Below are 15,856 nucleotides of genomic sequence, written 5' to 3'. Positions count from 1 at the left end.
TGACTCCCGCCATTCAAAAGGCGACTATCTTAACGGATAGGGCTGCACAGACCAAAGCGTCTGGCGATTTCATCGACGAAAGCCGTCTTTGCCACCACAGGCCTCGACCCATGCTCCGACACCCTCTGCTGTCCCTCACGTTACGCCACTGCATCGTACTGGCCAGCCTGGCCTCGCTCGGCGCCTGCGACCAGCAGGGTTTCGAACTGCTGCCACCACTGGAGCCCCCGGCGCTGGCGGCGCTGGGCGTGCAGGTGCCGGTGCAGAACGTGCACTTTCGCGACCGCGATGGCGAGGCGGTGCTGGTGCTCAGCCGCCTGGACGACCAGGTCAGCGACGAGGAAACCCAGCAGGAGGTCGACCGGGTGGTGCTCACCGCCACCCTGTATGGCCGCAGCCACGACGCCCAAACCTACAAGGCGCGCTGGACCATCGAGAATGAAACCACCTGCCCGGGGCTGGACCTGGACGTGGGCTTCTATACCGACGTCAGCGGCGCCAGCGACCTGAACAACGATGGTGTGGCCGAACTGACCGTTGCCAGTCATTCCTTTTGCGGTGGCGGTGTCGACCCGCAGGACCTGCATGTGGAACTGCGCGAAGGGGCCGCCAGCTACGTGATCAACGGCCAGTCGCTGATCGCCCCGGAAGGCGAGGATGCCTTTGGCGGTGAACGCGAAGACGGCCCCACCCTCAAGGACGCACCGCCGGTGCTGCGCGAACACCTGGAGAAGGTCTGGAACAGCGTGCTCAAGCGCCCGTGGAGCGAAGCGGCGCCCGAACCGGACGATGACGACCCCGATCAGTAGGGCACGTCAGTAGGTGGCGACGGGGACTTCCACCGTATAGCGGTGCTGCGGGTTGCGTGTGTCGGTCAGGGTGTAGCGGCTCATCGAGCCGTTGTCGTTGGCCATCGGCTGGGTATCGATGTCGACGGTGAACGTCTGGCCACCGGTGTGCAGCGTGCCCTGGGGTGTGATTCGCGCATCGGCCGGGACGAGCAGGCCCCCCAGGTGGCCGTAGCCATTTTCATCGAAGTGATAGTCGACCAGGGCGTCGCGTCGTTGCAGGGCGAACACCTCGGGCAGGTAGGGCCGGTGGTCGATGTTCCAGTCATTGCGCAGGTCGCTCACCCAGACGCCCGGCAGGTCGAAACGGTGGCGCAGCAGGCGGTCTTCAAGCGGCACGCTGACCACCTCCAGGCAACACACGGTCTGCTTGCGCTGCTCGTCCAGCACGGCCATGCGCGTGCCGCGGGCAACCACTGCCGGCAGCATGGCGAATGCCATGTTCTCTTCGACATACCCGGCATCGGCCGCCGTGGCGAGGTTGCGCCAGCCACCGAACAACACCGGAGCCGGGTCGGCCATGGCCGCAAGGCCGGCCGTGGCCAGGCCGATACTCGCCAGGAGGCGATAGGGGATGCGCATCGTAGGCTCCTGCCTTATAGGGCGAAAAACGGGAAGCGCAGCGTACTATACTCAGGCACACCCCTGGCTGTGACGGGTGCCACACTTTTGCCATCGACGCTCAAGGCTGCCGTTTGGCAGCCGACACATTGGCGACAGGAGAACAACAACCATGCTGCCGCCCATCATTCCCCTCAGTGCCGCCCCGGTCACCACGCAACACGACCCGGTCAAGCAGCCGCCGACCATCGCCCCCGTAGTGCCGGCCCAGCCCAGCGCCACCGACAGCAATATCGATTTCAAGAAGCGCGACCCGCAGGAGTCGGGGGTACTGCTGCGTGACGAGCAGCGCCGCCGCCAGGGCAAACGCCGCAAGGCCCCGGACGAAGAGCTGTACCAGGCCCTGCCGGGCGACGAGGTCAACGCCGACAACACCGTGCCGGTGGCGCCGTTGATGGGCGAACAGCCGCGCCAGGGCCTGCTGGTGGACATCGAAGTCTGAGCGGGGCTGTTCAGTGCGGGCGCGAGCCCTCATCATGGCGACTTCCGCAGTCCGTTCCACGAGCCTGAACATGAGCCAAGACGACAACCTGATCGATTTCGGCGCCGAGCGCGCCCGTCGCGTGCACGACCTCAAGGAAAAGCGCCTGAACGAAGTGCGTCAGGCGTTCGAGCAGGCAATGCCCCTGGGCAAGGGCAAGAAAAAGCCCAAGGGCAAGCCGAAGAAGCGCTGATTCTTGATGCAGGTCAACCCTGCACCCGCCTCGCGCGTCCGTTGATGTGCGCCATTGACCTCGGTCAATTTCCTCTCCCGCCCCATTCGCTACTGTTACCCCATCAGACAGGTGCAGGCGAATGGAGGCCGATATGTTCTTCGATAATGTGGTTATCGCTGGCGTTGTGACAGTCGGCCTGATGCTGCTGTTTTTCGCAGGCCTGGGTATTTTCATCTGGAAGGACTCGAACAAGCGCAAGCAGGGCTGATCCTTTCCGATACACGAGCACGCAAGGCATTTAGGGCAACTTCGGTTGCCCATTTTTTTTGCCTGAAATTTGGGGTGGCAGTACCGGGGCCTGCCGGGATGGCCCTGTAGGCACGGCCTTGCCGGCGCGGGAAGGCAGAAAAATTCTGGACTATAAGTAGTTAGCTAGCTAATAATTCGCATCTGACCTTTCCCGCGTATCTGTGTCTATCTTTACTTCATCGCTTCCCAAGGTTCGATCCGTGCCCATCACTCTGCAGGCCCTGCTGGCGCCCAACCGACTCGCTGTGCAATTTGCCGTGAAAACCCTGCTTGGCGGCGGGTTGGCGCTGTGGCTGGCGTTGCGCTGGGGGCTGGAACAACCGGCCTGGGCGTTGATGACGGCTTTCATCGTGGCCCAGCCGCTGTCGGGCATGGTGCTGCAGAAGGGCCTGGCACGGCTGTTCGGCACGCTGGTCGGGACGATCATGTCAGTGGTGTTCATGGGCCTGTTCGCCCAGACGCCGTGGCTGTTTCTGCTGGCGCTGGCCCTGTGGTTGGCGCTGTGCACGGCCTGCTCGACCCTGCTGCGCAGCGCCTGGGCGTATTCCTTCGTGCTGGCCGGCTACACCGTGGCGATCATCGCCTTGCCGGCCATCAATCACCCGCTGCTGGTGTTCGACCAGGCGGTGGCACGCTGCACCGAGATCAGCCTGGGCATCATCTGCGCCACCTTGGTCAGCGCCTTGCTCTGGCCGATGCGGGTCGAGCAGCAGCTCAGCGGGCAGGCTCGCCAGGCCTGGCAAAGCGGCCTGCAGGCGGCCAGTGCGACCCTGACCGGCGAGGAGCAGGGGCGCAAGGGCCTTCTGGAGATTCTGGGGCGCATCGTCGCGGTGGATGCCCAGCGCGAACACGCCTGGTTCGAAGGCAGCCTGGGTCGCCAGCGTGCCCGGGCGATTCGCGGGCTCAGCCAGAAGCTGCTGATCCTGTTGCGCATCGCCCGTTCTGTACGCCGTCAGTGGCGCCAGCTCGACGACGAACAGGCGCAGCACATGGCCCCGTGGTTGAGCGAGGTGCAGGCCGCCCTGGCCGAGCCCGATCAGGCTGCACTGCTGGTGCTGCGCCAGCGCGTTTGGGATGCCGCCCATGACGAGCACAACAGCCCCGCGCAGCATTACTGCCTGGCGCGTCTGACCCTGCTGCTGGATAACGCCATGGCGGCGACCCTGGCCCTGCGCGCGGTGGAGGAGGGCAAGGCACCGGTCGACCTGCCCGACAGCCTGGCGGTGCACCGCGACGTGCCGCTGGCACTGCTGTTCGGCTCGCGCAGTGCGCTGGCGTTCCTGGCCAGGGCCAGCTTCTGGCTGGCCACCGCCTGGTCGGCGGCGCCCGGCGGCCTGGTGCTCACCTGCGTGGTGTGCAGCCTGTTCGCCAGTCGCGAGAACGGCGCGCAGATCGGCATGAGTTTTTTGCGCGGCATCCTGCTGGCGGTGCCCGTGGCGTTCTTCGTCGGGCAGATCCTGCTGCCGCAGTGGAGCGGTTTTGCCTTGCTGTGCATGGGCATGGGGGTGCCGCTGTTCCTGGGCGCGCTGGGCATGGCCAACCCGAAAATCGGCGCCACAGCCACTTCGTACTGCCTGCACTTCATCGTGCTGGTGGCACCGCTCAATACCATGACGTTCGATGTGGCCAACTTTCTCAACAGTGCCCAGGCCATGCTGCTGGGGGTGGGCGCAGCGGTGCTGGCGTTCAAGCTGCTGGTGTTGCGCAACCCCGCATGGCACGGCCGGCGCCTGCGCGCCGCCACCCAGAACGACCTGGTACGCCTGACCCGGCGCGACCTGCGCGGCGCCGAAACCTGGTTTGGCGGGCGCATGGCCGACCGCCTGCTGCAGCTGGCGCGCCATTACACCGCGCTGCCCGAGCAGGAGCGCGGCCACTGGGACGATGGCCTGCACGGGCTGGACATCGGCGACGAACTGCTGCACCTGCGCATGTGCCTGGCGGTGGCCCAGGTGCCACCGGACGCGGCGCAGCGTGCGTATTTCCAGCAGCTGGAAAACGTGCTGGCACAGGGCCCGGGTGCCGGGCGCGGGCAGCGCCTGGATGCTGCCAGCGAAGCCTTCATCGCGGCGTTGCAGCAACGCCCCGACAGCGACCCGCTACGTCTTGCCGTGGGCGCGGTACTGCAACTTCGACACAGCTGGGCCAAATGGTGCCGGCGACAGGAGGAACTCCATGGGGTTGCGTGAGTGGGCAATGGGCGGGGTACTGCTCAGCCCGTTTCTGATCTATGCGGTGCTGGCGCTGCTGCTGACCTTCGCTGTGCGGCTGCTGCTGCGTCTGACCCCGCTGGGGCGCTGGGTGTGGCATGAAGCCCTGTTCGACACTGCACTGTTCGTTTGTATTCTGGCCCTGGTCACCCGCGTACTGGGGCCCCTGTAAGGAGTTTGACCATGCGTACCTATGTGCGTGTTGCCGTAACCCTGTGCCTGGTGGTGGTGGCGGTGTTCGCCGGCCTCGAACTGTGGCGTTACTACATGCTCACCCCCTGGACCCGCGACGCGAAGATCCGCGCCGACGTGGTGATCGTCGCCCCGGATGTGTCGGGCTGGGTGCGCGAGCTCAAGGTGCACGACAACCAGGAGGTCAAGGCGGGGGACTTGCTGATGTCCATCGACAAGGACCGCTTCGAGGCCGCGCTGGATAAAGCCAATGCCGTGGCCGAGACCCGCCAGCAGCAACTGCGCCTGCGCGAACACGAGGCCTCGCGCCGCGCTGCACTGGGCCCGCAGGCGATCAGCGCCGAGTTGCGCGAAAATGCCCAGATCAACGCCGCCGTGGCCCGTGGCGAGCTGCGCCAGGCCCTGGCCGAGGTCAAGGTGGCCGCGCTCAACCTGGCGCGCAGCCAGGTCAAGGCACCGCGGGACGGGCACATCACCAACCTGCGCCTGGCCGAGGGCAATTATGTGAATGCCGGGCAGCCGGTGATGGCGCTGGTGGACGACTCGACTTTCTATGTGCAGGCCTATTTCGAAGAAACCAAGCTGCCGCGTATCAAGGTCGGTGCGCCGGTCAAGGTGTGGCTGATGAGCGCCGGCGAGCCGATGCAGGGCCATGTGCAGAGCATCAGCCGCGGCATCACCGATCGCAACGCCACCCCCGACAGCCAGTTGCTGGCCGAAGTGGAGCCGACCTTCAACTGGGTGCGCCTGGCCCAGCGCATTCCGGTGCGCATCCGGCTCGACGAGGTGCCGGCGGGGGTCAACCTCAGTGCAGGCATGACCGCCAGCGTGCAGGTGCGCGAGGACTGAGGCGGCGCCTATAATCGCGCCCATCGATTCGGCACGTGGGCGAGGGAAGTACATGAGCATCACCAACAGCCCCACCTGGGCGCAACTCGAAGCACGCTGGGGTCACGGTTTCGACACCTTGCTGGCGCAGGAGCAGGAAGCCATCGCGCTGTGGTGGCTGGAGGCCGAAACCATGAACGGGCGGCTGGACCAGTATTTCTGGAACAGTGCCGGCGACCAGGCCCTGATCGCCTTGCGCGGCCTGCATGCCCTGCACATGCCGGTCACTGCCAAAGCGTTCGGTGATGCCCTGGCGCTGTTCGGCCCGCACTACCCCGAGCGTCGTGACGCGCGCATGGAAGTGCTCGAGGCGCTTGAGGCAGCGCACGGCGAGGACCTGTTCGAGGCCCCGTCGCGATTGATCCAGGACCTGCCCGAGGACTTCGTGCAGGCCGCACTGGACCGCCTCACCGAGCTGTACAGGCACCTCTGAGGTTTCACAGGAACATCCCGCCCGACACCTCCACCCGCTGGCCGTTGATCCAGCTGCCACCGTCGCCGAGCAGCACAGCCACCGCCGCGCCGATATCATCCGGCAGGCCGACGCGGCCCAGGGCGGTGTTGCTGGCGATAAAGCCGTTCACCTGGTCATTGTCGCGCACCACACCGCCACCAAAGTCGGTCTCGATGGCACCGGGGGCCAGGATGTTCACGCGAATGCCACGCGCACCGAGCTCCTTGGCCTGGTAGCGGGTCAGCACCTCCATCGCCCCCTTCATCGCCGCGTAGGCGGCAAAGCCGGGCAGGGCGAAGCGGGTCAGCCCGGTGGAGATATTGACGATGCGGCCCTGGTCGGCAAGCAGCGGCAGCAGCCGCTGGGTGAGAAAGAACGGGCCCTTGAGCTGGATGTTGAGCAGGGTATCGAACTGCGCTTCGGTGGTTTCGCTGAAGCTTGCGTTGATGCCGATGCCGGCGTTGTTCACCAGAAAGTCGAACTGCCGACGGCCGAAGGTACGCTGCAAGGTGTCATCGAGGGTGGCGGCGAACGCCTCGAAGCTGGCGCTGTTGCTCACGTCCAGTTGCAACATGGTGGCGCGCACGCCTTTTTGCTCAAGCTCGGCCACCAGCGCGTGGGCCTCGTCGGCCTTGCTGTGGTAGGTGCCGATGATGTCGATGCCCTGGGCTGCCAGGTGCAACGCGGTGTTCCTGCCCAGGCCACGGCTGGCGCCGGTAATCAGTGCGATCTTGCGGGTCATGGTCGGTTCCTCGGGGTGGCTGAAGTCGAGCACAGTCTATTGGTCGCTCCGGTACTGATAAATCCGCTGGATTCGGAAATACTGTTCGGCAGGGTCGAACAATGGAGGGGGCTGGATGAACACGCTGGAGCTGTTGCGCACCTTTGTGCGGGTTGCCGAACTGTCGAGTTTCACCCTGGCCGGTGAGAGCCTGGGGCTGCCGCGTTCTACCGTCTCGGAACAGGTGCGCCTGCTTGAGAGGCACCTGGGCACGCGCCTGCTCAACCGCACCACGCGGCGTGTACAGGCCACCCAGGATGGCCTGCAACTGTACGAGCGTAGCAAAGACCTGCTGTCGCGAATGGACGAGCTCGAGGGGCTGTTTCGGCCCGACCCGGCCCAGTTGCACGGTCGCCTGCGCATCGACCTGCCGACGCTGATGGCACGGCGCATCATCCTGCCGGCCTTGCCGGCGTTCATGCAGCAGCACCCGGGGCTGGCGCTGGAGATCAGTTGCACCGATCGCCAGGTCGACCTGGTGCGCGAGGGGTTCGACTGCGTGCTGCGCATCGGTGCGCTCAGCGACCTTGCGCTGGTCGCCCGGCCCCTGGGCAGCCTGCGCATGGTCAACTGCGCCAGCCCTGCCTACCTGCAGCGCATGGGGGTGCCGACACGGCTGGAGGCCCTGCGTGACCACCAGTTGATCCACTACGTACAGAACCTGGGGGCGCGCTGCCCGGGGTTCGAGTACCGACAGGGCGCCACGACGCGGTATCAGCCCATGGGCGGTGCGGTCACGGTGAACAATACCGATGCCTACGAAAGCGCCTGCCTGGCCGGGTTGGGCATCATCCAGGCGCCCTTTGCCGGTGTGCGCGAGTACCTGGAGAGCGGGCAACTGGTCAGCGTGCTGGACCAGCAGGTGCCCGAGCCGATGCCGGTGTCATTGCTGTTCGCTCGGCAGGTGCACCTGCCGTTGCGGGTGGCGGCGTTCATGGGGTGGCTGGAGCAGGTTCTGGCGGGGCAACTCGATCCAGTGGCAGGCGCAGGCTGAACAGCGTGCCGGCCTCGCGGCTGGACACCACTTCCATGCGCCCGCCATGGGCCAGGGCAATCTGGTTGGCGATGTACAGGCCCAGCCCCAGGCCGCTTTGCGGGGTGCCGTCGAGCGGGCGCGAAAACGGCTGGAACAGTTGCGCCATCACCGCCGGGGCAATCGGCGCGCCCTGGTTGTGCACGCCCAGGGTGAACACCTGCTGCTCGATACGCGCCGATACATCTACCGGGCTGTTGGCGTCGCCATGGTTCAGGGCGTTGGCCAGCAGGTTGGAGAGCAGCTGGGTGATCCGCTCGCGGTCGCAGCACATGCCGCTGAGGTCATCGATATGCAGGCGTATCACCCGCTGCGGGTAGACCCGTTGCAGCTCGGAGGCCACCTGACGCAGGGCGGTGTCCAGGTCGGGGCAGGGCTGGATGTTCACCATGATGCCGTTGCCCAGGCGCCCGCGGGCGAAGTCCAGCACATCGCGCACCAGTTCGGTGGCACGGCGTCCGGAGGCGAGGATGTGCTCGGCGATGGTTCGCGAGCGTGCATCGCCCAGGCGCTTGACCAGCAGCTCGGCGCCGGCGGTGATGGCGAACAGCGGGTTGCGCAGGTCGTGGCCGAGCACCGCGATGAACTGTTCGCGCAGCTCGGCGATGGCCAGCTCCTTCTTCAGCGCCGCCTCGGTCTGCTGGGCGGCTTCCTCGCTCTCGATCTGGATCGTCAACAGCCGCGCGAAGGACTCCATCATCGGCTGGATGGCGCTGCCGGTGAGGGCGGCCGGGGCCGGATCGAGCGCGCAGATGGTGCCGAAAAAGCTGCCGTTGGTACGAAACACCGGCACCGAGATATAGCTTTCGAAGCGGTACAGGCGCGGGGTGGGGTGGTGGCAGTAGCGGGCGTCCTCGCTGGCCTTGTCGATCACGATGGTCTGGTGGCTGCCGCGAATCTCGTGGCATAGCGTGGTGGCCACGTCCAGCTCGCCGCCCACTCCCAGGCCAAAGCCCAGGTTGTCGAGCACGGCGCAGGCGGTCCAGTTGTTCTCGGTGACACGGGCCACGGCCGCAAAGCGCATGCCGGTGGTTTCGCAGATCACCTGGAGGATGGCCGGCACGGCGTTGATCCGCGCAATCGTGGCAAGGTCGGCGGTGATGGCAGTACTCATGGAACGTCCACGTGGCTGGCGGCAAGGTGAGGATGTCTGGCAGTTTAGCGAAAAAAAGGGTGTCAGGCGCAGGCGGGTTTTTAGTAACCTCTGCCTGTCGAGCTTCTCCGTCAGAGAGGGCCGCAGACGACCCGCCCCGCGTGCCAATTCCATTCACCCCGCATCTTCGACGATGCTTCAGTGAGGTTTGACATGCACATCACTTCCCAGGATATCTGCGCCGCGGCCGACCAGCTCAAGGGCTTCGTAGGCTTCAACCACAAGCTGGGCCGGCATATCGTGCGCTTCAGCGAAGACTCGTTCGGCATGGACGTGGCCGACGACAGCATCATCCCCAGCCATGAATTCGTGTGGCAGGCGAGCGGCGGCGAGGTGATGACCTTGCGCCGCGAACTGATCGAGGTGCTGCTGGCGCAGAATGTCGACGAGCGGTTGAACATCACCGAGCCGTTGCGGGTGTACCTGCGTCGCAACGACCTGCCGGAGATCGCGGCCCAGCGCCGCTTGCGGGCGTGACACAGGGCCGCAAGCCCTAGCTGCAGGAGCCGGCCATGCCGGCGAAGGCGCCGGAACGTGGTGCCTGCATTTCAGTCCGGGTAGGCCAGGCGCAGCGGCACCACCTCGCCGCGGGCCACATTGACCTTGTTGCGGCCACTCTGCTTGGCCGCATACAGCGCCTTGTCCGCCTCGTTCAGCCACACCATGGAGTCTGCGAAGCCTGGCTGGAAGCTGGCCAGGCCGATGCTCAGGCTGATGCGCAATTGCGGGAGCTGCTCGTTGCGGTACTCGTTGACCCGCTGGCGCAGGCGCTCCATGACCTGGCTGGCATGCTCCAGGCTGCACCCGGGCAGGATCACGCCGAATTCATCCCCGCCGTAGCGCCCCGGCACGTCGTCCTCGCGCAGGTTGCGCTTGAGCTCGACGCTCAGCTGGCGCAGCACGCAGTCACCCACCACATGGCCATACACATCGTTGATGGTCTTGAAGTGGTCGATGTCGATGATCGCGATCACGGCCTGGGCCGGGGCCTGCTGGCACAGCTGAAAGCGCAGTTGCAGCAGGTCTTTCCATGAGCCGTGGTTGAATAGGCCGGTGAGGCTGTCGGTGCGGCTCAGCGCACTGAGGCTGCGCTTGTGCTCGGCCAGCTTGATCGCCAGGCGGTAGCACACCCAGCCCAGCGCCAGCGGATAGAGGGTCAGCATCGGCAGGCAGGCGTACACCTGCACGGTGCTGACCTCCAGTTGCAGGCTCGGCCCGAACAGCGCCACCGCCGCCACCATGCCCAGCCCCATGGCCAAAAGACCTTGCACAAACAGGCGCTGACCACCGGCGGCGACGTTGTTCATGCCCATCATGGCCAGGATGGTGACGCTGATCAGCGGGTTGAACTGCACGGTGCCGGCCCAGAAGCCGCCCATCAGCGAGTCGACCATCAGGTTGCGCTGTTCGGCGCGATAGGGGGCTTGCGAGCGCAGGCCGAGCTGGTAGGCCAGGTGCGGCCAGCCCAGCCCGTTGAACACCAGCAGCGCTACGACCCAGTACGGCAGCTGCAGGGGCAGCACGCCGGAGAGCACGCTGAACAGGCCGATACCCGAGCCGATGATACGCGGCAGGTAAATTCTTCTGACAAATGATAATCCCTTGCCGTTGCTGATTTGAGTCATGATTTGCCGATCTGCCTGACGCCGTTCATCGCATAATTTGCGTGAATATTGTTGAACAAAGCCGGGCTGTTCAAGAATGGCCTTGCAGGCCATTTCACAGTTGGTACGGGCAATGGGCATGCACCTGAAACGGTTAGTCGGAGTATTTGCATTCATGGCTTCCCTTGCAGCACAAGCCACCGAAACCCCCGCGCAGCCGTCGCTGCAGCAGGACGGGCGGTACCGCAACCAGGCCCAGTTGCCCCGCGACGGGGTGCTGAAAAAACTGCGCATCGGTTTCAAGTTCCTGTTTCTGAGCAAGCCTGCCGACACCCGGCCAACCCTGCCGATACCGGTGCACCCCCTGAGCCAGGCCCAGGTGCTGGCCGCGCCGAACCGCAGCCTGTGGCGCCTGGGACATTCCACGGTGCTGCTCAAGCTGCGCGATCGTTTCTTCATCACCGACCCGGTGTTCGCCGAGCGCGCCTCGCCGGTGCAGTGGGCCGGCCCGCAGCGCTTTCACCAGCCGCCGCTGGCGCTGGAGCAACTGCCGCCGATCACGGCGGTGATACTGTCCCACGACCATTACGACCATCTGGATGAACGGGCGGTGCTGGCCCTGGCCGAGCGCACCGAGGTATTCCTTGCCCCGCTTGGGGTGGGCGACACCCTGGTCGGGTGGGGCGTGCCTGCGGCCAAGGTGCGCCAGCTCGACTGGTGGCAGGCCACGGAGGTTGCGGGCATCCAGTTCGTCGCCACCCCGGCGCAGCACTTCTCCGGGCGCGGGCTGTTCGACAGCAACCGCACCCTGTGGGCGTCATGGGTGGTGCTCGATGAGGACCTGCGCCTGTTCTTCAGCGGCGATACAGGCTATTTCGAGGGCTTCAGGCAGATCGGCGAACGCTATGGGCCATTCGACGTGACCCTGATGGAAACCGGCGCCTACAACGTCAACTGGCCCAATGTGCACATGCAGCCCGAGCAGAGCCTGCAGGCGCACCTGGACCTGCGCGGGCGCTGGTTGCTGCCGATCCACAACGGCACCTTCGACCTGTCCACCCACACCTGGCATGAACCCTTCGACCGCATCATGGCCCTGGCGGCCAACGCACGGGTACCGCTGAGCACCCCGCAGATGGGGGAGCGGGTCAGCCTGGTGCAACCGCAGCGGGGTACCGCGTGGTGGCTTCCACTGGAGCAACAGCAGGCCCAGGCGGGCGTGTTGGCCTCCGGGCAGCGTTAAGGTGCGTCGCTAGGGTCGCGCCGGCCGGGCAAGGGGCGCTCGCGGCCCTTGCTCAGGGTTTCATCGGGTAGGCCGGCGTCGCTGCGAATCTGCGCATGGCTGATCAGCGCGAAGATGAAGCTGCCGCCCACGATGTTGCCCGCCAGGGTCGGCGCGGCAAAGTGCAGCCAGAACTGCTGCCAGCTCACTTCCCCGGCCCACACCAGGTACGACACCTCGACCGAGCCAACCACGATATGGGTGAAGTCACCCAGCGCCATGAGATAGGTGATCAGCAGGATGATCCAGATCTTGGCGTTCTCCATCGACGGGATCATCCACACCATGGTCGCGATCATCCAGCCCGAGATGATGCCCTTGGCAAACATCTGGCCCACCTCGTTTTCCATGACCTTGCGCCCCACTTCGAGAAAGGCGAGATCGGTCTTGGTGTCGAAGATCGGCAGGTGCAGCATCACGTATGACACCAGCACGGTGCCCACCAGGTTGCCGAACAGCACCACGCCCCACAGGCGCAACAGGCGCCCCACATTGTTGAACGTGGGTTTGGTCATCACCGGCAGCACGGCGGTCAGGGTATTTTCGGTAAACAGTTGCTGGCGCGCGAGAATCACCGCCAGAAAGCCCGCCGAATAGCCCAGGCTGGCGATCACCTGGCTGCTGTCGCCCTCGGGCAGGCGGGAATAGAACAGCCCCATCGCCATCAGCGACAGGCCCATGCTCAAGCCGGCCGCCAGTGCCGACCACCACAGCGCCGCGATGGTGCGCTGCAGTTCCTTGTCGCCCTGGGCGCGGATGATCTCGTGGAGCACAGCGGCACGTGGCGGCTGGTTGTGGCTGACCTCCTGCTCTTCGTCCGCTGACAGGCCCGGGGTCTTGCCGCTTTTCTGCTCGTTCATGGGGGAGGTTTCCGTGGGGGGCTCTGAGTAAAGATCCGCCGCCGTTCAATTAGTTGCCTTGTGCCGCAGGCTTTGTCGGCATAATTCACCCCTCTTGAATAGCGGACGTTTTTCCCATGAAACATGGATGTTGCGTCGCACTGCTGGCCGCGCAGGCCTTGACCGCAGCCATGCCCGCCCAGGCGGGCTTGGACAGCGACGTGTTCACCGGTACCCTGGGTACCCAGTCGATCGTGCTGGAGCTCGACCGCGCCGTGCCCGAGGATGTCAGCGGGCGTTACTTCTACGTGAAGCATCACCATGACCTGCAGCTCACCGGCAGCATCCAGGGCACGCGGATTCAACTGGTGGAGGGGCATGAGCCGGCCCCGGAAGCAGGCATCGACTCGCTGCCAACACTCGCGCTGTGGCCGGCTGCCCAGGGCGGCCTGCAAGGTGAGTGGCAAAGCGCCCAGGGCAAACGCCTGCCGATCACGCTGCTGCCGGCACGACTGCCGCAGGTACCGTCGGGTGCCGATCCGTTCCTGGCCCGCCAGTACACCGACTCACCCTATGAATACCTGAGGCTGATGCAACTGCCGTTGAAGCCGGGCGAGCTTGAACACTTTCAAGGCTACCCGCTGCGCTGGCTGAGCGAGCCGTCCTCGGGGATAAGCCTGTTCGTGATCGAGGACGGTTACCCTGCGCAGCAGCTCACACGCCTCAACCAGTTGCTGCGCGCGCGCCTGTCCAGTGATGTGGTGGCCTACCACCAGTGCATGCTGCTGGGGCGCCCTGGCGGGTACTACCGGCAGACGGTGACGCCGCGGTTCATGAGCAATGCGCTGCTCAGTGTCAGCATCGTGCAGGACTACAGCTGCGACGGCACGCCGATGCTGCCCACCGATGCGCCGCTCAACCTGGCGGTGGAGTCGGGCAAGGAGCTGACCCTGGACGATGTGCTGTGGGTGGGCGAGGGCAAGCCGTTTCACTACGAGTACCAGCCTGGCCCCAACCCCGAGCAGTTCGCCACCGTGAGTTTCGGTGCCTATGTGGACTACCGTTCGCGCACCTTTGCGCCGTGGTTGCTGGCGCAGCTCAAGCAGCTTTATCCGCAGCACATGTTGGGCGAGGTGGGCGAGGACGGCTGCGATTACGCACAGGCGCAGGTGTGGCAGATGCCCACATGGCGCTTTACCCCCGAAGGCATCCAGTTCGACCCGGTGTTCGACAGCGTGCAGCGCCATTGTCGTGGGGTGGGCTGGGCGGTGCTGCCGTATCGGATCGTGAGGCAGCATGCAGGTGGAGTGGCGCTCGAACTGCCGGAGTGAGGGCGTTCAACTATGTAGCACCGCTGCAGCCGGCAGCGACTTCAAGCTCTCTGCTCCGCCACTTCAAGCAGAGAGCAGCCCATGACTATCGGTTCCACCTACAACCATCCCGCTGATGTTGCGACCCCCTTGGCGGGTAATGCCGAAGGCTGGTCGGCGCGGTTCCCCAACCCGCCCGATCTGTGTTTTGACTACCGCAGGTTGCTTGAGCAGGTCGGTGGTATCGCCCAAGCCCGTCGCGCCGAGCACCGCATTTGCATCATCGGTGCCGGCGTTACCGGTTTGACTGCCGCCCGCGAGCTGCTGCGTTGCGGCTTCCAGCACATCACCCTGATCGAAAAGTCGCAACGGATCGGCGGTCGGCACATGACCATCGTCGACCCTGGCCCAGGCGACAGGGAGCCTTCGACGCCGTTCGAAATGGGCGCCATGCGCATGCCGTTGTTCAATCGCAGTGGCGAAGCGCCGAAAGAGGGGCGCTCGTTGATGGCGTACTACGCTAGTCAGTTCGATCTGCGCTTGTCCGACTTTCCCAACCCGGGTACGCCTGCCGTACGCTCGACAGGCATCTACCTGCGTGAAGGTCTGCTGGACGGCGAGGGCGAGCCGACGCTGTTGATCTGGGACAACGCTGACGGCCGGACACCGCCACCTACGGCCACCTTGCAACAGGTACATGAAAAGTGGCGGGTGTTTGCCGACCGGATGACCGAAACCGTGGCGCAAGCCTATGGCGGCGAGCAGTGGGAAGACCTGTGGGCCGCCATTGTTGAACGCTATCAGGCAATGTCGTTTCGGGACCTGGTCAGGTTGCCGGCAATTGATGTGTGGAACCCCGAAACGCCCGGCGACTTCGGCGGCCTGGGCATGAGCGCGGCAGAGTCCGCGTTGTTCTATGCCATCGGTATCGGCGACGGCAGTTGGGGGGCTTTCTATGATGTCTGCAGCCTGTATCCGCTGCGAACGGCGATCTTCGGCTTCAGCAGCCACCTGCAACTGGTGCATGGCCGCGTGGACGAGCAGGGTGACCCGCTGGACGCGCCGCTGGTTGCCAATCAGCCTGTATACGACAGCAGAGGTCTGCCGTTCGCGTCACCTACCTACCTGGGGCTGGCCGCTCTGGATGAATGCCTGTTGTTCATGCCGGTGGCGCCAACCGGTGCATCTCCCTACCAGCACCTCAGTGCCCTGCCCAACGGGCTGCTTACCGACAGCCCGGTTACTGGCCTGCGCAAGCTGGCGAACCAGCAGATCCGCGTGCAGTACCAGTGGCATGCCAGCGACCCGCAGTCGAGCACGTTGCAGAGCGAGGACTTCGACGCAGTGATCGTCACCTTGCCTTCCTGGCTGATCGAGACATCGGTGCGTCTTGAAGGCTTCACTGCGGCAATGCTGCCTCAGCAGATCATCGATGCATACAAGACGGCGCACTGGGAAACCAGCTGCAAGGTGTATGCGCCATTGCAGAAAAGTTTTTTGCAACGTAATCAGGCCATCCCGCAAATTCTCGTTACTGACAGCTTTATCCTGAATCGCCCCGGATTCTCTAGACACCTTGCAAGCTCATTGCGTAACGTTTTTCAAACTCTACCGGTGACAGCTGATTGTTGAAACCATGGCGGCGTTTTACGTTGTAGAACATCTCGATGTAATCG

Annotated in this window: 18 protein-coding genes and 1 pseudogene; 13 read left to right on the top strand and 6 right to left on the bottom strand. The window is 64.8% G+C overall.

Annotation, left to right across the window (positions count from 1 at the left end; genetic code table 11):
- Positions 1 to 110: 110 nt before the first annotated feature.
- Positions 111 to 809, top strand: coding sequence for a M949_RS01915 family surface polysaccharide biosynthesis protein (locus MF6396_RS13090; protein ID WP_043862602.1), 699 nt, complete (start codon positions 111 to 113; stop codon positions 807 to 809).
- A 6-nt stretch (positions 810 to 815) separates the two neighbouring features.
- Here MF6396_RS13090 and MF6396_RS13085 read toward each other — a convergent pair whose 3' ends face one another.
- Positions 816 to 1,430 carry a hypothetical protein gene (locus tag MF6396_RS13085; RefSeq protein WP_078480545.1) on the bottom strand — a complete coding sequence of 205 codons (615 nt, stop codon included), beginning with the start codon at positions 1,428 to 1,430 and terminating at the stop codon, positions 816 to 818.
- 151 nt (positions 1,431 to 1,581) lie between these two features.
- On the opposite strand from MF6396_RS13085, the gene MF6396_RS13080 reads away from it, so the two are divergent.
- The 7 genes from MF6396_RS13080 (at position 1,582) to MF6396_RS13060 (ending at position 6,157) form a co-directional block, all read left to right on the top strand.
- Positions 1,582 to 1,911 carry a hypothetical protein gene (locus MF6396_RS13080; RefSeq protein WP_043862600.1) on the top strand — a complete coding sequence of 110 codons (330 nt, stop codon included), beginning with the start codon at positions 1,582 to 1,584 and terminating at the stop codon, positions 1,909 to 1,911.
- Between the two features lie 70 nt (positions 1,912 to 1,981).
- Positions 1,982 to 2,143, top strand: a complete 162-nt coding sequence (locus MF6396_RS28805) for a hypothetical protein (protein ID WP_088513942.1) — start codon at positions 1,982 to 1,984, stop codon at positions 2,141 to 2,143.
- Positions 2,144 to 2,276: 133 nt separating this feature from the next.
- On the top strand, positions 2,277 to 2,393 hold the full coding sequence (ccoM, locus tag MF6396_RS29225) for a cytochrome c oxidase subunit CcoM (protein WP_043862641.1): 117 nt from the start codon (positions 2,277 to 2,279) through the stop codon (positions 2,391 to 2,393).
- A 241-nt stretch (positions 2,394 to 2,634) separates the two neighbouring features.
- Positions 2,635 to 4,623 carry an FUSC family protein gene (locus MF6396_RS13075; RefSeq protein WP_078480544.1) on the top strand — a complete coding sequence of 663 codons (1,989 nt, stop codon included), beginning with the start codon at positions 2,635 to 2,637 and terminating at the stop codon, positions 4,621 to 4,623.
- Positions 4,610 to 4,816, top strand: coding sequence for a DUF1656 domain-containing protein (locus tag MF6396_RS13070; protein WP_043862598.1), 207 nt, complete (start codon positions 4,610 to 4,612; stop codon positions 4,814 to 4,816). Before MF6396_RS13075 ends, MF6396_RS13070 begins: the two co-directional genes overlap by 14 nt.
- Positions 4,817 to 4,827: 11 nt before the next feature.
- Positions 4,828 to 5,685, top strand: a complete 858-nt coding sequence (locus MF6396_RS13065) for an efflux RND transporter periplasmic adaptor subunit (protein WP_054914719.1) — start codon at positions 4,828 to 4,830, stop codon at positions 5,683 to 5,685.
- Positions 5,686 to 5,737: 52 nt separating this feature from the next.
- Positions 5,738 to 6,157 carry a DMP19 family protein gene (locus MF6396_RS13060; protein ID WP_058540986.1) on the top strand — a complete coding sequence of 140 codons (420 nt, stop codon included), beginning with the start codon at positions 5,738 to 5,740 and terminating at the stop codon, positions 6,155 to 6,157.
- A 4-nt stretch (positions 6,158 to 6,161) separates the two neighbouring features.
- On the opposite strand, the gene MF6396_RS13055 is transcribed toward MF6396_RS13060, so the two are convergent.
- Positions 6,162 to 6,920: an SDR family NAD(P)-dependent oxidoreductase gene (locus MF6396_RS13055; RefSeq protein WP_078480543.1), complete on the bottom strand. Its 759-nt coding sequence runs from the start codon at positions 6,918 to 6,920 to the stop codon at positions 6,162 to 6,164.
- A gap of 115 nt (positions 6,921 to 7,035) precedes the next feature.
- On the opposite strand from MF6396_RS13055, the gene MF6396_RS13050 reads away from it, so the two are divergent.
- Positions 7,036 to 7,953: a LysR family transcriptional regulator gene (locus MF6396_RS13050; protein WP_058540987.1), complete on the top strand. Its 918-nt coding sequence runs from the start codon at positions 7,036 to 7,038 to the stop codon at positions 7,951 to 7,953.
- On the opposite strand, the gene MF6396_RS13045 is transcribed toward MF6396_RS13050, so the two are convergent.
- Positions 7,892 to 9,106, bottom strand: coding sequence for a GAF domain-containing sensor histidine kinase (locus tag MF6396_RS13045; protein WP_043862593.1), 1,215 nt, complete (start codon positions 9,104 to 9,106; stop codon positions 7,892 to 7,894). The two genes, MF6396_RS13050 and MF6396_RS13045, sit on opposite strands and share 62 nt — an antisense overlap.
- 192 nt (positions 9,107 to 9,298) lie before the next feature.
- Between MF6396_RS13045 and MF6396_RS13040 the strand changes: the two genes are divergently transcribed.
- A complete protein-coding gene (locus MF6396_RS13040) occupies positions 9,299 to 9,622 on the top strand; it encodes a DUF2025 family protein (RefSeq protein WP_043862592.1) in 324 nt (107 codons plus the stop codon).
- 71 nt (positions 9,623 to 9,693) lie between these two features.
- Here the strand turns inward: MF6396_RS13040 and MF6396_RS13035 are convergent, their stop codons facing one another.
- Entirely contained in the window at positions 9,694 to 10,770 is a 1,077-nt protein-coding gene (locus MF6396_RS13035; protein ID WP_078480541.1) for a diguanylate cyclase, read from the bottom strand.
- Between the two features lie 154 nt (positions 10,771 to 10,924).
- Between MF6396_RS13035 and MF6396_RS13030 the strand changes: the two genes are divergently transcribed.
- Positions 10,925 to 11,992, top strand: coding sequence for an MBL fold metallo-hydrolase (locus MF6396_RS13030; RefSeq protein WP_102063801.1), 1,068 nt, complete (start codon positions 10,925 to 10,927; stop codon positions 11,990 to 11,992).
- Here MF6396_RS13030 and MF6396_RS13025 read toward each other — a convergent pair.
- The gene (locus tag MF6396_RS13025) at positions 11,989 to 12,891 is read right to left on the bottom strand and encodes a formate/nitrite transporter family protein (RefSeq protein WP_043862589.1); all 903 of its coding nucleotides are present in this window, start codon (positions 12,889 to 12,891) and stop codon (positions 11,989 to 11,991) included. The genes MF6396_RS13030 and MF6396_RS13025 overlap by 4 nt on opposite strands.
- Before the next feature lie 116 nt (positions 12,892 to 13,007).
- Between MF6396_RS13025 and MF6396_RS13020 the strand changes: the two genes are divergently transcribed.
- Both MF6396_RS13020 and MF6396_RS13015 read left to right on the top strand, forming a co-directional pair.
- On the top strand, positions 13,008 to 14,201 hold the full coding sequence (locus MF6396_RS13020) for a hypothetical protein (RefSeq protein WP_153046089.1): 1,194 nt from the start codon (positions 13,008 to 13,010) through the stop codon (positions 14,199 to 14,201).
- Between the two features lie 81 nt (positions 14,202 to 14,282).
- A pseudogene (locus MF6396_RS13015) lies at positions 14,283 to 15,728 on the top strand (FAD-dependent oxidoreductase); the annotation flags it as partial.
- A 19-nt stretch (positions 15,729 to 15,747) separates the two neighbouring features.
- Here the strand turns inward: MF6396_RS13015 and MF6396_RS29030 are convergent.
- Positions 15,748 to 15,856 (bottom strand): IS3 family transposase (locus tag MF6396_RS29030; protein ID WP_146427598.1); only part of this gene is annotated, 109 nt, incomplete at its 5' end.

Source organism: Pseudomonas sp. MF6396 (assembly GCF_002018915.1).
Lineage (GTDB): Bacteria > Pseudomonadota > Gammaproteobacteria > Pseudomonadales > Pseudomonadaceae > Aquipseudomonas > Aquipseudomonas palmensis.
The sequence above is the reverse complement of the archived record's forward strand: the minus strand, read 5'-3'. Positions and strand labels throughout refer to the sequence as shown.

What these genes read in the sequence shown, in the direction of transcription:
- MF6396_RS13090 (WP_043862602.1), top strand. Translation starts at nt 111, where the DNA reads ATGCTCCGACACCCTCTGCTGTCCCTCACGTTACGCCACTGCATCGTA.
- MF6396_RS13085 (WP_078480545.1), bottom strand. Translation starts at nt 1,430, where the DNA reads ATGCGCATCCCCTATCGCCTCCTGGCGAGTATCGGCCTGGCCACGGCC.
- MF6396_RS13080 (WP_043862600.1), top strand. Translation starts at nt 1,582, where the DNA reads ATGCTGCCGCCCATCATTCCCCTCAGTGCCGCCCCGGTCACCACGCAA.
- MF6396_RS28805 (WP_088513942.1), top strand. Translation starts at nt 1,982, where the DNA reads ATGAGCCAAGACGACAACCTGATCGATTTCGGCGCCGAGCGCGCCCGT.
- ccoM (WP_043862641.1), top strand. Translation starts at nt 2,277, where the DNA reads ATGTTCTTCGATAATGTGGTTATCGCTGGCGTTGTGACAGTCGGCCTG.
- MF6396_RS13070 (WP_043862598.1), top strand. Translation starts at nt 4,610, where the DNA reads ATGGGGTTGCGTGAGTGGGCAATGGGCGGGGTACTGCTCAGCCCGTTT.
- MF6396_RS13065 (WP_054914719.1), top strand. Translation starts at nt 4,828, where the DNA reads ATGCGTACCTATGTGCGTGTTGCCGTAACCCTGTGCCTGGTGGTGGTG.
- MF6396_RS13060 (WP_058540986.1), top strand. Translation starts at nt 5,738, where the DNA reads ATGAGCATCACCAACAGCCCCACCTGGGCGCAACTCGAAGCACGCTGG.
- MF6396_RS13055 (WP_078480543.1), bottom strand. Translation starts at nt 6,920, where the DNA reads ATGACCCGCAAGATCGCACTGATTACCGGCGCCAGCCGTGGCCTGGGC.
- MF6396_RS13050 (WP_058540987.1), top strand. Translation starts at nt 7,036, where the DNA reads ATGAACACGCTGGAGCTGTTGCGCACCTTTGTGCGGGTTGCCGAACTG.
- MF6396_RS13045 (WP_043862593.1), bottom strand. Translation starts at nt 9,106, where the DNA reads ATGAGTACTGCCATCACCGCCGACCTTGCCACGATTGCGCGGATCAAC.
- MF6396_RS13040 (WP_043862592.1), top strand. Translation starts at nt 9,299, where the DNA reads ATGCACATCACTTCCCAGGATATCTGCGCCGCGGCCGACCAGCTCAAG.
- MF6396_RS13035 (WP_078480541.1), bottom strand. Translation starts at nt 10,770, where the DNA reads ATGACTCAAATCAGCAACGGCAAGGGATTATCATTTGTCAGAAGAATT.
- MF6396_RS13030 (WP_102063801.1), top strand. Translation starts at nt 10,925, where the DNA reads ATGGCTTCCCTTGCAGCACAAGCCACCGAAACCCCCGCGCAGCCGTCG.
- MF6396_RS13025 (WP_043862589.1), bottom strand. Translation starts at nt 12,891, where the DNA reads ATGAACGAGCAGAAAAGCGGCAAGACCCCGGGCCTGTCAGCGGACGAA.
- MF6396_RS13020 (WP_153046089.1), top strand. Translation starts at nt 13,008, where the DNA reads ATGAAACATGGATGTTGCGTCGCACTGCTGGCCGCGCAGGCCTTGACC.